The organism is Paraburkholderia sp. 32 (assembly GCF_050435345.1).
Lineage (GTDB): Bacteria > Pseudomonadota > Gammaproteobacteria > Burkholderiales > Burkholderiaceae > Paraburkholderia > Paraburkholderia tuberum.
Window position 1 is genome coordinate 244336 of the sequence record NZ_JBNDKD010000002.1, and the last position, 15025, is coordinate 259360.

General features: G+C 64.6%; 11 protein-coding genes and 1 pseudogene. 3 read left to right on the forward strand and 9 right to left on the reverse strand.

The genetic code is table 11. The features are described from left to right. Window positions 1-97 precede the first annotated feature (97 nt). Both OKW26_RS16415 and OKW26_RS16420 read left to right on the forward strand, forming a co-directional pair. Window positions 98-1723 carry a response regulator gene (locus OKW26_RS16415; RefSeq protein WP_429354405.1) on the forward strand — a complete coding sequence of 542 codons (1626 nt, stop codon included), beginning with the start codon at window positions 98-100 and terminating at the stop codon, window positions 1721-1723. Beyond that, window positions 1720-2352, forward strand: coding sequence for a response regulator (locus tag OKW26_RS16420; RefSeq protein ID WP_090811083.1), 633 nt, complete (start codon window positions 1720-1722; stop codon window positions 2350-2352). Before OKW26_RS16415 ends, OKW26_RS16420 begins: the two co-directional genes overlap by 4 nt. Before the next feature lie 39 nt (window positions 2353-2391). Here OKW26_RS16420 and OKW26_RS16425 read toward each other — a convergent pair whose 3' ends face one another. From OKW26_RS16425 to OKW26_RS16465, 9 genes and pseudogenes are all read right to left on the reverse strand, one after another. Next, entirely contained in the window at window positions 2392-5223 is a 2832-nt protein-coding gene (locus OKW26_RS16425) for an ATP-binding protein (protein WP_429354406.1), read from the reverse strand. After that, on the reverse strand, window positions 5220-6353 hold the full coding sequence (locus OKW26_RS16430) for a substrate-binding domain-containing protein (protein ID WP_429354407.1): 1134 nt from the start codon (window positions 6351-6353) through the stop codon (window positions 5220-5222). The genes OKW26_RS16425 and OKW26_RS16430 overlap by 4 nt, the downstream gene beginning before the upstream one ends. A gap of 385 nt (window positions 6354-6738) precedes the next feature. Next, window positions 6739-8067, reverse strand: a complete 1329-nt coding sequence (locus OKW26_RS16435) for an NAD(P)/FAD-dependent oxidoreductase (RefSeq protein WP_429354408.1) — start codon at window positions 8065-8067, stop codon at window positions 6739-6741. A gap of 52 nt (window positions 8068-8119) precedes the next feature. After that, complete coding sequence (locus OKW26_RS16440) at window positions 8120-8464, reverse strand: cupin domain-containing protein (RefSeq protein WP_187613530.1); 345 nt, start codon at window positions 8462-8464, stop codon at window positions 8120-8122. Next, window positions 8461-9453: a M14 family metallopeptidase gene (locus OKW26_RS16445; protein WP_429354409.1), complete on the reverse strand. Its 993-nt coding sequence runs from the start codon at window positions 9451-9453 to the stop codon at window positions 8461-8463. Before OKW26_RS16445 ends, OKW26_RS16440 begins: the two co-directional genes overlap by 4 nt. Window positions 9454-9455: 2 nt before the next feature. Beyond that, window positions 9456-10934 (reverse strand): NAD-dependent succinate-semialdehyde dehydrogenase, encoded by a 1479-nt coding sequence (locus OKW26_RS16450; protein ID WP_429354410.1) that lies wholly within the window; start codon window positions 10932-10934, stop codon window positions 9456-9458. An 83-nt stretch (window positions 10935-11017) separates the two neighbouring features. Then, entirely contained in the window at window positions 11018-12106 is a 1089-nt protein-coding gene (locus OKW26_RS16455; protein ID WP_184071942.1) for a tartrate dehydrogenase, read from the reverse strand. 94 nt (window positions 12107-12200) lie between these two features. Beyond that, window positions 12201-13125 (reverse strand): annotated as a pseudogene (locus OKW26_RS16460) (2-hydroxyacid dehydrogenase). 6 nt (window positions 13126-13131) lie between these two features. Beyond that, window positions 13132-14016: a GNAT family N-acetyltransferase gene (locus OKW26_RS16465; RefSeq protein ID WP_429354411.1), complete on the reverse strand. Its 885-nt coding sequence runs from the start codon at window positions 14014-14016 to the stop codon at window positions 13132-13134. Between the two features lie 318 nt (window positions 14017-14334). Between OKW26_RS16465 and OKW26_RS16470 the strand changes: the two genes are divergently transcribed. Next, the gene (locus OKW26_RS16470; protein ID WP_184068225.1) at window positions 14335-14949 is read left to right on the forward strand and encodes a cupin domain-containing protein; all 615 of its coding nucleotides are present in this window, start codon (window positions 14335-14337) and stop codon (window positions 14947-14949) included. Window positions 14950-15025: the final 76 nt, after the last annotated feature.

The window sequence follows — 15025 nt, forward strand, 5'->3', positions numbered from 1 at the left end:
GGCACTCGCGGGGATATATGGCGCTCGACATTTTCGACGCATGGTGGAGCGGGCTCCTGCAACCCGCTGAGCGGTATCTCGAAGGGAACACCGCATCATGAGCCATCTCGCCGCTCCGGTCGCGTATACGGGCACGATTCTGATCGTCGACGATACGCCGGGGAATCTCGGCGTGGTTGTCGACAGTCTCGAGGCGCGCGGCATTCGCGTGCTGGTGGCGCTCGACGGTATCGAAGCGTTGGAGCGCGCAGCCTTCTCGCAGCCCGATGTGATCCTGCTCGACGTGAAGATGCCGGGCATCGACGGCTTCGAGACCTGTCGGCGCCTCAAGCGCGATGAGCGCACGCGCGATATCGCCGTCATATTCATGACCTCGCTGATGGACAACGAGGACCGCGTCGAAGGCTTTCTGGTGGGCGGTGTCGATTATGTGACCAAGCCATTGCGCGTCGATGAGATGGTCGCGCGCGTTGGCGTGCACCTCGAGCTGCGGGTGATGCACAAGCAGGTTCTCGCGCAGAACCGGCAACTGCTGGCGGAAGTCGCCGTGCGCAAGGAAACGGAGGCCGCGCTATCGCAAGCGCGCGACGATCTGGAGCGACGTGTCGCATTGCGCACCGAAGAGCTGGCGCGCGCCAACGCCAACTTGCGGGCGCAGATCGACGAGCGGCGGCGCGCGGACGCGCGCCTGCAGGCAAGCGAGGCTCGCTTTCGCGCGATTGTCGAAACGAGTCCGGTGCCGCTGTGCATCACCTCGATGCCGGATGGGCACATCCTGTACACGAACCCGCCGCTGCGCGAACTCTTCGGCATGGACGAAGGCTTGTCCGCCAATATCGCGGATTTCTACGCCGAGCGGGGCGAGCGCGAGCGTCTGATCGAACATCTGCGGACCGAGGGTGGCTTGCGCAACACGGAGATACAGTTCCGGCGCCAGGACGGTACCCGGTTCTGGGCGATGGCGACGGCGCGCGCCGCGACTTACGACGATTCTCCCGCGATCTATGTGGGCCTGAATGACATTACGGGGCGCAAGCAGATGGAACAGGAACTCGTCGAATCGCGCGAGCAGCAGCGCGAACTGTCCGCGTACATGGAGGCGATTCGCGAGGAGGAGAGAAAGCGCATTGCGATGGAAATTCACGACGAGCTGGGGCAATTGCTGACCGCGCTCAAGATGGACGTGTCTCTGCTCAAAATGCGCATCGCGCACGACGCGGAAGCGACAAAAAAAGCCGACGATATGCGCCAACTGGTCGAAGGCACGATCTCGATGGTGCGCAATGTCGCGAGCCACCTGCGGCCCGCGGCGCTTAACTTCGGCATCGTGTCTGCGCTCGAATGGCTTGTCGACGAGTTCAACCGCCGCAATGCGATTGCGTGTGAATTGCGCATCGAAGGCGGCGAACCCACGCTGTCCGACGCCCACGCGACGGCCCTGTTCCGCATTGCACAGGCTTCGCTGACGAACGTCGCGCGTCATGCCGCCGCCACACGTGTCGAGGTGACGCTTGTTTCGACGGCTGCACAGCTCTTGCTGCAGGTGCGTGACGACGGATGCGGCTTCGATCAGCAAGTGGTGAGTCGCAACTATTCATATGGCCTGCTCGGCATGAACGAGCGCGCGCGGCTGATCGGCGGATCGCTTTCGATCGACAGCTCGCCGGGCGCGGGCACCATGGTTTCGATTCATATTCCGCTCGATGGCGGAGCTCGAACATGATCAGGATACTCATTGCGGACGATCATGCGATAGTCCGTGGCGGACTCAGACAGATCATCGCGACCACGAGCGATATCGTCGTTGCGGCGGAAGCGGCGCAAGGAGCGGAAGTGATCGACAAGCTGCGCTCGTGCGCGCTCGATCTTCTATTGCTCGACATGACGATGCCCGGCATCAGCGGCGTCGCTCTGATCCGCAGGGTACGGGCGGAACATCCTTCGTTGCCGGTGCTGGTGCTGAGCATTCACGACGAGGCTCAGGTCGCGTCTCGCGCGCTGCGCGCGGGAGCAACGGGATATCTGACCAAGGACAGTGACCCGGAGGTGCTGCTCGCGGCAATCCGCAAGCTCGCGGACGGCGGCCGTTTCATCGATCCGAAGCTCGTCGATGCGATGGTGTTCGATACACAGCGCGGCGACGTCCCGCCACATGAAGTACTGTCGGACCGCGAATTCCAGGTCCTGCAGATGCTCGCGGCAGGCAGGAGCATCAATGAAATTGCCCAGGCATGTGCCCTCAGCGCGAAAACGATCAGCACACACAAGATGCGGTTGATGCAGAAACTCGGGCTTTCCAACAACGCTGAGGTGATCCGGTACGCGATCCGGCACGGAATGATCGTCGAGTAGAAAACGAAGGATGATGCGGTTCGCGTTCTGAGGCGCGAATCACCGCAGCAGCCTCCTTTCCAGATATTGCTCGACGAAGCTGAGGATCGCCTTGGACCGGTAAGCCTTCGCCAACCGGCAAAGGTGGTCTGCGAAGGGGCGATAGCGCTCGTCGAGCTCGCTCAAGTGTTGGGCGTGTTGCACGATGGCACGCATGTCGCCGAGTCGCGCCAGGTAGTGCAGCGTTTCGATCTCCCCCTGCGGCGGTGCCATCAAGGGCGCGGTAAAAGGAGCGGCAGCGGGTACAGCCGTGTGGTCCGCGCCAGTGACTTGCGCCTTGCTCGCTTCGTCGATCCACTCGACATTCAGGAGCGACGCGACATGGGACAATAGCCGGCCGAAATCGATCGGTTTGGCAAGAAAAGCGTTTGCGCCGGCCGCGAGACTGTGCGCCGCATCGGTCCCCGAGGCGCTTGCGGAGACTGCGACGATGGGCAGATCCCGGAACTCGGGCATCTGGCGCAGGCGACGCGTGGCTTCGAGCCCGTCCATCCCGGGCATGACCACATCCATCAGGACAAGCGCAGGATGCAGGGTGCGGGTTTTCTCCAGAGCTTCGGATCCGTTGCCAGCCTCCGCCATGTCGAATCCGAGCGGCCCCAGCATATCGACCATCACGGCACGGTTCTCCGCCACGTCATCCGCGACCAGGATAGCCTTGCGCGGCCCCTTGTAACCGCTCACGATCCGTCCAGACGCGGCGACAGCCGCCGGGGGCGCCACCACCTGGACATCCAGCTCGATCGAGAAGACGCTGCCAATATCGCGGCGACTCTCGATATGGATGTCGCCGCCCATCAGGCGTACGAGTTGCCGGCTGATGGCGAGCCCCAGCCCCGTGCCGCCAAAGCGGTGCCGGTCGTCGCTCACTTGCTCGAAAGGCCTGAAGATTTCCTCCAGGCGCCCTTCATCTATCCCAATGCCGGTGTCCTGCACTTTGAAACATAGTCGCGCGGGCGGCATAAAAGCGACGCTCAGATGCACGCTCCCCTGCTCGGTAAATCTGATCGCATTGGAAAGCAGGTTGAGCAGCGCCTGACGCAGCCGTATTTCGTCCACCCGGACAGCCGCAGGCAGATCGGGCGGCATCTCGCAATCGAAGGCGAGTCCCTTTTCCGTTGCCTTGACCCGCATCGTCTCGGCGACAAAGTAGACGAACTGTTCGAGCGGAACGTCGGAAAGATTGAGTTCCATTCGTCCAGCTTCGATCTTGGCTATATCCAGGATGTCGTCGATGAGCATCAGCAGGTGTTCGCCGCTGCGCTGGATGACCGCGAGTCCGTCGATCTGGCGTTGATCGAGAGTCGTGTCGCGTGTGAGGATCTGCGCGTAACCAAGAATCGCGTTCAGCGGCGTACGCAGTTCGTGGCTCATGTGCGCGAGAAAGTCACTTTTTGCCTGGTTGGCCGTATCTGCATGTTCCTTGGCCACGGCGAGTTCCGCTGTCCGTTCGCGGATCATGTCTTCGAGGTGCTCGCGATAGCGCCGCAATTCCGCTTCGGCATGCTTGTGCTCCGTGATGTCGCGTGAGATGCCGAGCAGGAACTGCGGCACGCCGCGCACATCGGCGATCGGGATCTTCATGGTGTGCACCAGGCGCACGCCATGTCGCGTATGAACCGGCTCTTCCTGTATGTCGATCATGTGATGCGACTCCAGCACGGCCCGATCCTTGAGCGCGAAGAATTCAGCCTCCTCCGCGGGAAACAGATCGTGGACGGACCGGCCGAGGAGCTCCTCGCGCCGGTAGCCGAGAAGTTGCTCCGCCGCCTTGTTGCAGCGCACGAAGCGCAAGGTCGCGGCCTCCTTGACGAAGATCGTGTCCGGGATGTTTTCGACGATGCTGTTAAGAAAGTTCTCGCTTTCCCGGACGGCGTCTTCGGCGTGCTGACGTTCGGCGATCTCGGCCGCCTGACCCGCAAGCGCCGTACTGAGTTCGGCCGTGCGCTGTGCGACGCGCGCCTCGAGTCCGGCGTTGAGCTCCTTCAACGCATCCTCGGCCTGGCGGCGCCGGCGCCGGTCTTCAAGGAACTGCTCGACTGCGCGCGCCATATCGGCAATCTCGTCGCCGCCGTGCACGGGGACTACGGCTTGCGTGCTCCCGGCATCGCCGTGCCGCAGAAAGTGACTGACGCGGCGCAGGCGCGCCACGACATGGCGCCCGAGGAATTCGCGGGCGATTAGCCAGGTGAGCAGCAGGCTCACCGCGACTCCACCCGCCACCCATTTGCGTGTGCGATCTGCGCGAACGGCCAGATCCTGGACTGCTTCGCGGTAGTCGCGCGTCAAATAATCGGACTGCCGTTGCGCCGCGACGGCCAGAGCCTCGGCCGCGCCGCCCAGATCCTTGTCGAGGCTGGTCAGCGACACGCCCGGCCGTTGCCCATCTGCCGGCGCACCCCGGGTGCCGAGCGCGGTCTCGCGCACCTGCGCCTCGATGTTGGCAATGTTGCGAAAGCGTTGGCTCGACCGATAAAGCGTCAGCGCGTCGACCTCTGGGTCGTCGCTTGCGGCCGCGGAGGCCAGGCGGTCAACCAGGCGGTCGAAGGATGCCAGCTGTTCGAGCACATGCCGATGGGTCTCGCGCACGGCATCGATCGTATCGTCGCGAGACAACTGCAATGCGAGGCGTTCAATGGTCAGCGTGTGCTGTACCAGATCCTGCGCATCCGCGAGGCGCGTGAGCCGCTCTTCGGCCAGCTGACGGATCGAGTGGGCCGAACCGGTCAACGAGTAAATCGTCGTGGCTCCGACGACGACCACCAGCGCGGCCAGGCACGAAACAACGAGCGCGAATTGAGCGGTGAGCGATTGTGGGAAAGGCAGTTTCACGGTCGTTGCCAGATCTGACGATAAATGTCGCGATAGCCGTTGTCAGGGTCGTAGAGTAGACGATCGCCGCCGTCCGCGGCGACGTTGTCCGCCGTCACGAGATGCACCGGCGTCACGTAACCCGTGACGCCGACGCCCGCGAAAAGTCGGTTCATTTCGTCGACCAGTTGCCAGCCGTGCAGATTCAGGGGTTCGGCGACGGTGCCGGTCTGGAACGTGCCGGTGCGGATGCGCAGGAAGGCGGACTCGCTGCCGTCGCCAGCCGACAGCATGATCATTGCAGCGTTCGGCATTCCCGCCTGAGTCAACACCGGGGCGGCGTAGTCGAAGTAGATGTCGTTGATCGCCAGCGCACAGTTCCAGCGCGGGCCGTAACGCGCGAGCAGGGCGCGGGTCGTCCCCGGCACCAGTTCCCGGCTGCGCGAAATCGCCACGTCGCGCACTTCAAGCAGGGTACAGCCACTGCACGCGCGAACGACGGCAGCCATTTCATCCGCCTTGCCTTGCGCAATTCGGAAATTGGAATCGGTGAAGATGACGACGCCCGCATGCCCGCCGGACTGCACGATGGCCGCCAGCGCGGTCACGCGCGCGACCTCGAGCGGATCCGTCGCCACGTTCATCGCCACGGGCGTGCCGGGCACCGGTCCGGCCCGGGCCGCGACATGCCAGCCGACGATCGGGATGTTGTTCTCGGCAAACGGCCGCAGTGCGGGGAGCAGCGCGCGTGCGTCGCCGCCGGCGAGGATCAGACCGTCGGGGTGGCTTGCCAGCGCATTCGCGAGCATCTTCAGACGCAGGTCGGCCGCACCCGCGGAATCGAAGATCCTCACGCGCCAGCCGATCACCTTGGCCGCCTCCAGTACACCATCGACCACACCGAGGATGCCGCCGTTGCGCAAATCCTCGGCGACGACCGCGATGTGTTTTCCAGATTGCGCGGGTGGCCCCTCGCGTGGCCCGTTCCAGGGTGCAGCGGGTCGCGAAGCGGCGTCGACCACTCGCCTGGCCAGGGCCAGGAAGTCCGTCGCGGCGACCGGGGCTCCGGGCGCAGGGCCAGGCAATAAATCCTGCGCCGCGGCGGCCGGCAGCACACACGCGCAAGCCAACGCCAGAAGGAAGCCCTTCATGCTGTTCCCCCCATGGGCTCCGTCGAGGTCGATTGGGGTTGCTCAAAGCCGCTCGCGGATGACCTTTTTAGCAGGATATTACAAGCCGATTCCCGCGTGTCATCGGTCATGCGCTGGCGCAGATTGGATCAAGCGTGGTTGGCACTCAACTGCAATGGTCTGATGGTCAGTGTTTGCCACGATTGCGCGATCAACCGTTCATCGATCGCAAGCCATGGAGTTTCTCGACTGCAAGCAGGTACGACAGCATGACGACTGGCAGTGTCGTTTGGCACGGAAGCCGCTTCGCCGTATCCGGGGTTGAGGAATGGCGGTGAAACGGTCGAAACTGCATCTTCCCGCGATCGGGCTGGGAACATGAGATTTCGCGGGGCGACGTCGGGTGTTACATCATCTCGGGTTTCGCCAGCCGGGTGCCATCGCTAAAGCGCGTCAATCGATATGGCTGTGTCTCGATCCCAGTCGCGTCGTCCGTCACGATGCGGCTAACCAGCATACCGGCTCCCGGTCCCAGCCCGAATCCATGACCGCTGAACCCCGAAGCGATCACAAGGCCCGGCTTGCTCTCCACGTGTGACATCACCGGCACCAGATCGGGCATCGTGTCGATCGCGCCTGCCCACGCATGGGCGATACGCAATCCCGACAATTCCGGAAAGACCGTCGCAACGTTTTGCAGTGCACGGGTCGGCCACTCGGCATCGGGCACGGGATTGAGAACCCGCGTCACCTCGAACGGAGAGATGTCGTCGTGGCGCCAGTCCGCACTTCCTTCGGGGCCGCCGAAGAAAGGTTGCGCGATCCGGAATTTGAGCTTCTTGTTGAGTTTGCTGCGGAACATCTGGCGAAACTTGACCGCGTGCCGCAGGTTCTGTGGCGCGATCTCCATGCGTCCATAGCCCGGCACCGCGATCGTGTAGCCGCCGTCCAGCCGCCGCCGCATCGCGAAGTTCGGGCCGGAGAAGCACCCGTCTATCACGGCCGGCGCTTCCGCCGTGCGCAGCGCGGTTCCGATCACATTGACCGCCGGCAGATCGATCCCATGGTGCCGGCAGAACAGGGCGCTCCACGCGCCGCCGGCCAGCACGACGCTGCTCGCGCCAATCCGGCCGCGCTCGGTCCATACGCCGGAGATTCGACCCGCGCTGCTGTCGAGTCCGCGAACCGCACAGGTCTGATGCACGCGCGCGCCGAGTCGTTGCGCGCCTCTTGCGATGGCGGGCGCTGCTCGCGACGGCTCCGCGCGTCCATCGGAATGCGACCACACGCCGCCCGCCCACTTCGCCCGACTATGCGGAACGCGCGCGGCCAGTTCTCGAGCCGACAGCAGCTGACTGTCGAAGCCGAGCGCGCGCGCCTTGCCGAGCCATGCTTCCCACTGGGCGACATCGGCAGACTGCTCGCTTGCGTACAGAATGCCGCTGCGCCGAAAACCGATGTCCTCGCCGAGTTCGTCGCTCAACTCGCCCCAACGCTTCAGGCTCTGCATCGCGAGCGGCAACTCGTAAAGGTCGCGGTTCTGCTGACGCACCCAACCCCAGTTGCGCCCCGACTGCTCCGCGCCAATGATGCCTTTTTCGAGCAGCACGACCGATACGCCGCGCCGTGCCAGCTCGTAAGCGGTGCTGACGCCGATAATGCCGCCGCCGATCACGGCTACGTCGCAGCGATCGGGGAACCCCTCGCTATTCGGGACTTCGTCGATTCTTAGCATGTTTGAGCAACCATGATTGACATGAGCAGTCGGATACCGGGTGCGTAGGCTGTCAGAAGATCACATAGATCTTCCGCAGCGTTTCATCGATGTTCCAGAGTCCTTCCGTGTTGGCTTGGAAAAATAGCGTGTCGCCGGCGGCGAAGCGGACCGTGTCTTCTCCGTCGGGCGTGAAGCTGCCGCTGCCCTTGATGAAATGCATCACCTCCGCCTGCTTGACGGAGCGCCGGTAGGTGCCGGGCGAGCACTCGAACACGCCGGTATCGATTGCTTCGTGACCGGGAATGACGTACTGGCGTCCCGATACGCGCGACGGTTCGGTACCGGGCAGGCCCGCGGTTCCCCAATCCTCCAGTGCGGAGACTTCCGCGGCTTGCCTGATCTGCTGAACTTTCATTGCGCTGTTTCCTGTTGTCGTGAGCGGAGGTCGATACGTCGTTCGATCCGGCCTAGCCGGACCACGGTGACGCCGGCGCGCAACTGGCGCAGCGAGGGCATCACCAGCATGCAGTCATCGTACGGAGTCGAGACCGGCTGACCGTCGGACCATGCGATCACGGTGCCGGCCTTGTCGAACGTCTCGAGGCCGGTGTAAGGGCCCGCGAAACGGAAATCCATGCTCTTTGCGACGACCGGTTCGGTCACGCGCACGATGCGCATTTCGTCGGGCAATGGCGCGATCCAGCCGGGCGGCAGGTCGGCTGCGTCGACGATGCCCGACAGCAACAGAAAGCGCGCGGTGCAGTCGCGCGCAACCGTCACCGCGCTGGCTTCCCAGTGCTGGCCGCATTCGATCAACAGGGCATTCTTCGGACTCGTGTCGTCGCCGAAGCCCTCGTAGTCGCGCATCCGGCGGCCTTCGGGATGGCCTTCGTCCTGAATGACGGTGGCGGGCGTGCCGAGCCGCTCGGCCAGTTCGGCTCCCTTGCGCAGCGGCCCCGCGACGATCAGCGGCGCGCTTTTTTCATGCATCGAATGCAGGTCGAGCAGCAGATCCACTGTGTCGATCACCGGCCGCATCGCGCGCGCACGATCGAGTTCCGACGAGCGGGTCGCCAGATCGTCGAGCTTCGCGGCGGTCCAGACGCGGTTGAAGTCCTGATCGACGAAACGCGCTTTGTCTGGTGTCGCGGGATCGAACCGCGCATACGCGGCGACGTTCGCGAACGACAGCGTGAGCTTGCCGCGGCGCGGGCGCAGGCCGCTGCGCAACAACGCGTCGACGGTGATCGCGCCGCACACTTCGTTGCCATGCGTGAGCGCATTGATCATCACGTGCGGCCCGGCCTGGCCGGAGTCGAACGAGTGCACGTATGCAATGCCGGTATTGCCGTCGGCGTGCGCCGAGAGGTCCGGAAATTCGACTTCGATCGGATAGGCTTCCATGTTTACTCCAGAGCTCCCTGACACAGATACTTGATCGACAGATAGTCATCGAGACCATACTTCGATCCTTCGCGACCGTAGCCGGATTCCTTCACACCGCCGAACGGCGCCGCTTCTGAAGCGAGCGCGCCTTCGTTGATACCGACGATGCCGGCTTCCAGCGCGCGCGAGACACGCTCGATACGGCGCATGTTCTCGCTGTAGAAGTACGAGGCGAGCCCGAACGGCGTGTCGTTGGCGGCCTGCACCGCTTCCTGCTCGCTGTCGAATGGGAACAGCGGCACGACCGGGCCGAAGGTTTCCTCGCCGCACAACACCATCGACGACGTGGCGTTACCCAGCACCGTGGGCGCGTAGTAGTGCGGTCCCAGCTCGGTGAGCCGTCGTCCGCCCGTCAGCACGAGCGCGCCGTTCTCGAGCGCGTCCTCGACATGACGAGCGATCTTGTCCACAGCGCGCTCATTGATCATGGGCCCGATCTGCGAGGCGGGGTCGCTGGCGGGTCCGACCCGCAGTTCGGCCACTTTCGCGCACAGCAGCGCGGAGAAACGTTCGTATACGCCGCGCTGCACGAAGACGCGGTTCGGACACACGCAGGTCTGCCCGCCATTGCGGAATTTCGCGGCCAGCAGGCCATTGACCGCGGCATCGAGGTCGGCGTCGTCGAATACGATGAACGGCGCATTGCCGCCGAGTTCCAGCGAGAGCTTCTTCAGCGTGCCCGCCGATTCGCGCGCGAGATGCTTGCCGACGGGCGTCGATCCGGTGAACGTGATCTTGCGGACACGGCTGTCGGCGAGCCAGTCGCCGACCGTCTCGGCCGCCGCCGCACGCGAAGCGGAGACCAGGTTGAGCACGCCGTTCGGCACTCCCGCCTCGTGCGCCAGCATCACCAGTGCGATCGCGGTGAGCGGCGTGTCTTCCGCGGGTTTCGCGACCACCGTGCAGCCCGCCGCGAGCGCGGGTGCGATCTTGCGCGCGATCATCGCAAGCGGAAAATTCCAGGGCGTGATGGCCGCGACGACCCCGATCGGTTCCTTGATCGCGCTCATCCGTTTGCCGCGCTGCTGCTGCGGAATCAGGTCGCCGTAGATGCGGGTGGCTTCGTCGGCGAACCACGCGACGTACGACGCGCCATAGTTCACCTCGGCGCGTCCTTCGGCGAGCGGCTTGCCTTGTTCGAGTGAGATCAACGCACCGAGGGCGTCGCGATTCGCGACGATCAACGCGTGCCAGCGGTGCAGTACCGCCGCGCGTTCGCTGGCCAGCCTCGCGCGCCACGCGGGCAGCGCTTTAGCGGCGGCGTCCGTGGCCGCTCGCGCGTCGCTGGGGCCGCTGTCGGCAACTTCCGCGATCGGCTTGCCGGTTGCCGGATCGGTGACCGCGAAACGCCGACCGCTCGCGGCGGCGACCCACTCGCCGTTGATGAAGTTCTCCGTGCGGATCAGCGCGCGGGCCTGTTGTTCGAGATTCGTGCTCATATGAGGTCTCCGTGCCGGTTGGCATGCGATGGCAGAGCGCCCGACGCGCGCCGGGCAGTCAGTGCTGCCTGCTCTGTGAGTGATCAGGACGGGTTGGCGACCCGAGCCGCGATCGCCGCGCCGACCTCCGTGGTCGATGCGCTGCCGCCCAGGTCGCCCGTGCGCGGGCCTTCCTTCAGCACCCGCGTGATCGCGGCGACGATGGTGTCGTGCGCATCGCGCTCGACACCCGCGCCGTGGCCGAGAAAGTCGAGCATCATCGCGGCCGACCAGATCATCGCGACCGGATTGGCAATGCCCTTGCCGGCGATGTCGGGCGCCGAGCCATGCACCGGCTCGAACAGCGACGGAAAGCGCCGATCGGGATTCAGGTTGCCCGACGGCGCGATGCCGATCGTCCCCGTGCACGCCGGCCCGAGATCGGAAAGGATGTCGCCGAACAGGTTCGATGCGACCACCACGTCGAAGCGATCCGGGTTCAGCACGAAGCGCGCGCACAGGATGTCGATGTGCTGACGGTCCATCTTCACATCCGGGTAGCGGGCGGCCATTTCATCGGCGCGGGCGTCCCACCACGGCATGCTGATCGCGATACCGTTGCTCTTCGTTGCAACCGTGAGTTTTTTCGCTCGACGCCGGGCAAGGTCGAACGCGAACTTCATCACGCGCTCGGTGCCGTGGCGCGTGAAGATCGACTGCTGCATCACGACTTCGCGCTCGGTGCCCTCGAACATCGTGCCGCCCACCGACGAATACTCGCCTTCGGTGTTTTCGCGCACGATCATGAAGTCGATATCGCCCGGTTTGCGGTTAGCGAGCGGACAGGGCACGCCTTCGAACAACCGTGCGGGGCGCAGGTTCACGTACTGGTCGAATTCGCGGCGGAACTTCAGGAGCGAACCCCACAGCGAAATATGGTCGGGCACCTTGTCGGGCCAGCCGACCGCGCCGAACAGAATCGCATCGCAGTCCTGCAGTTGCGCCTTCCAGTTGTCGGGCATCATCTGGCCGTGTTGCGCGTAGTAGTCGCACGACGCCCATTCGATATGGCGGTAGTCGATGCCGATGTCGAAGCGTTTGCATGCGGCGTCCAGCACGCGCAGGCCTTCGGGCATCACTTCGGTGCCGATGCCGTCGCCGGGAATCACGGCAATGCGGTATTTGCGGGTCATACGTCTCTCTCCTTGCCGTGATCGCGCGCCGTCTGCCGACGCCGCGCGGATGGCGAAATGGGGTTGCGTTCGGGGGTCGGGCCGCGCATGAGTATCAGTAGCCGCGCGTCCGGTCGATCAAGCCGTTCATCCGCTCGCCGCTGCGATGGCGGCGCAGGTTTTCCAGTACCGCATCGACGGCCGGTTCGGGCCGCGTCGCGCTCGCGATATGCGGCGTGATGCGCACGCGCGGTTGCGCCCACAGCGGATGGTCGGCGGGCAACGGCTCCGGGTCGGTGACATCGAGCACCGCGCTGTGAATCTGCCCGCGTTGCAGCGCGTCGAGCAGATCGGCGCTGACGAGTTGCGGTCCGCGGCCGACGTGAACCAGCGACGCGCCTCGCGGCAGCATGTCGAATACCCGCCGGCAGAGCAGGCCGCGCGTGGCGTCCGTGAGCGGCAGCAAACAGATCAGGATGTCGGCACGGGCAAGCAACTCGTCGAGCCCGGCCTCGCCCGCATAGCAGTCGATCCCTTCGAGCTCATGCTTCGAGCGGCTCCAGCCCGCGCAGGCGAAGCCGAAACAGCCGCAAACGCTCCAGTACCGCACGGCCAAGCATGCCGAGGCCGAGCACGCCGATCCGACGCGACGCGGCGGCGCGCAACGGCATCGGCTGCCAGACGCGCGCCCGCTGCTGCAACCCGTAATCGAACAGATCGCGGTGAATCGCCAGAACCGCCTCGGTGACATATTCGACCATGCCTTCGACGATGCCCGGCTCGAGCATCCGCACCACCGGCAGATGCGCCGGAATCTGCGACAGATCCAGTTGATCGACTCCCGCGCCGACCGAAAACACCACTTCGAGATTCGGCAGCGTGAGCGCGAGGTCTCCCGGTTGCCACGCGACCAGATAGCGCACGGCCGTGGGATCGCCGAGGTCCGGCCACACCCGGAACGGCAAATCGGGCGCCAGCTGCGCGAAGCGCTCGGCCCATAGCGCTCCACGCACCGGATCGGCTTTGTAGAGGACGGTCATTGGCGCTTACGCCATCGCCTGATTGATGATGCCGAACGCGCGCCAGTTCGGGTCCGGGGCCACCTCGCGCAAGTCGGCGGGCGCGTTGCGCACCATCTTTTCGACCGAGTCGACGCGCGGCATGCCGACATGGGTCAACCAGTCGTTGATGCCGGCGTCGTCCGGCACGTCGATCCGCACGAAGTCGCCGGCGTGCTGCGCGAGCCAGTACGAAATCAGTGCGCGGGCACGCAGATCGTCGGACCCATGCTGCGCGACCACCGGTCCAACCGAGTAGCCGCGTCCGAACGGACGGAACAGCGAGAAACCGACCACTTCGCCGTCACGTTCGAGAACCACGGCTTGCGCGAACCCGAGCAGCGCCGGAATCGTCGCGCTGCGGTCGAAGCCGCTCGCGCGCGACGCGAGTTCGATCAGCTTCGGCGTGTCGTCCGGCCTCGCGGCACGCAACTGTTCGCCGGGCGGCGGCGCGACAGCGGCCACGCTGCCGAGCGCGCCCTGATGCTGGGTGAGTCCGCCGCAGCTGACGAAGCCGAGCTTTTCGTAAAGCGGCTTGCCCGCGACCGTTGCGTGCAGGAAGGTCACGCGGTTGCCCAGTTCTTCGAGCACCAGTTCCATCAGCTTGCGGCCAATGCCACGGCCCTGTTCGTCCGGCGAGACGATCACGAGGCCGAGCGTGCCGCGGTCCGCGCCGAATTTCCAGCAGAGCGCGGTGCCGATCACGGCGCCATTGTCTTCGGCGACGAAGCCGGTGCCGGCGTCGTACATGAAGCGCCAGTCATCGGCGCGGTGCGGCCAGCGCACCGCAACCGAGAGGCCGTGCGCGGCGGCGATGTCATCGGAAGTGAAGCGGCGATAGGTCAGTGATTTCTTCACGGTTGATTCGGACACTGCAAACTCCTGCTGGCGGCATGATCAGCCTAGACTGTGGCATTCCCGGTGCCTGCTTCATAGGACGATCTTTTTGTTATTCGGGCCGGTGTGTGCTCGGGTCTGCTTCACGGCGGCAGCGACGCGCAACGCAATTGCACAGGTATTTTTGGCGTTCACCCCGCGGGTGCTATATTCAATATAATGCTGAAAAATTGAATGGGCGTTCATTGTAACGAAGCGGCTGGCGCCTCATCGGATGCGACCGTGCGCGCCCAGCACAACAACCGCACCGGCGGCACATGGGCAGCCGGCCGCAGCGTCATCAACGGGAGACACATGCAGCGAACCGAGCTCAGCAAGAAGCGCACGGCCGACCCGGGTCACGGCGACGTCGGCGCTCGTCTGCGCGCGCTGCGCGTCGCGCAGGGTCTGTCGATCAACGAACTGGCGATGCGCGCGGGCGTGTCGGTCGGCACCGTCAGTCAGGTCGAGCGCAACAAGGCCAATCCGTCGGTGCGTATTCTCGAGCGCCTGCGCCTGGCGTTGGAGGTTCCGCTGACCGCGCTGCTCGAAGAAGACGACGCGGTCTCGGACCCGATCACCGGCGATTTCGTGCGCAAGGCGGCCGAGCGGCCGCTGTTCGAAGTCGGCAAGAACGGCATGCAGAAAGAATTGCTGTCGCCGCATGGCGATCACGATTTGCAGATGATGATCATCATGCTGCCGGCCGGCTCCGGTTCCGAAGAGGTGCTGGTGGGCATCGGCGAGAAGGCGGGCCTGGTGCTGGAAGGCACGGTCGTGCTGAATGTCGGCGACCGGCGCTCCGAACTGCGCGCGGGAGACAGCTTCCAGTTCAAGAGCACGGTGCCGCATAGCGTGCGTAACGAAAGCAGGAAGACTGCTCGTTTGCTGTGGATCATGAACACGCAGCCGCCCGTCATTCATCTTTGATCTGTTTGTTGTACCGGAGCCGCATGTCGTGTGGCAAGCGGCGCTGTCTTCCCTCTCTTTTCCTCGCTCGCTCTGA

Bases quoted from the DNA above. Each gene is read 5' to 3' on its own strand.
- OKW26_RS16415 (WP_429354405.1), top strand. From the start codon at position 98: ATGAGCCATCTCGCCGCTCCGGTCGCGTATACGGGCACGATTCTGATC.
- OKW26_RS16420 (WP_090811083.1), top strand. From the start codon at position 1,720: ATGATCAGGATACTCATTGCGGACGATCATGCGATAGTCCGTGGCGGA.
- OKW26_RS16430 (WP_429354407.1), bottom strand. From the start codon at position 6,353: ATGAAGGGCTTCCTTCTGGCGTTGGCTTGCGCGTGTGTGCTGCCGGCC.
- OKW26_RS16435 (WP_429354408.1), bottom strand. From the start codon at position 8,067: ATGCTAAGAATCGACGAAGTCCCGAATAGCGAGGGGTTCCCCGATCGC.
- OKW26_RS16440 (WP_187613530.1), bottom strand. From the start codon at position 8,464: ATGAAAGTTCAGCAGATCAGGCAAGCCGCGGAAGTCTCCGCACTGGAG.
- OKW26_RS16445 (WP_429354409.1), bottom strand. From the start codon at position 9,453: ATGGAAGCCTATCCGATCGAAGTCGAATTTCCGGACCTCTCGGCGCAC.
- OKW26_RS16450 (WP_429354410.1), bottom strand. From the start codon at position 10,934: ATGAGCACGAATCTCGAACAACAGGCCCGCGCGCTGATCCGCACGGAG.
- OKW26_RS16455 (WP_184071942.1), bottom strand. From the start codon at position 12,106: ATGACCCGCAAATACCGCATTGCCGTGATTCCCGGCGACGGCATCGGC.
- OKW26_RS16470 (WP_184068225.1), top strand. From the start codon at position 14,335: ATGCAGCGAACCGAGCTCAGCAAGAAGCGCACGGCCGACCCGGGTCAC.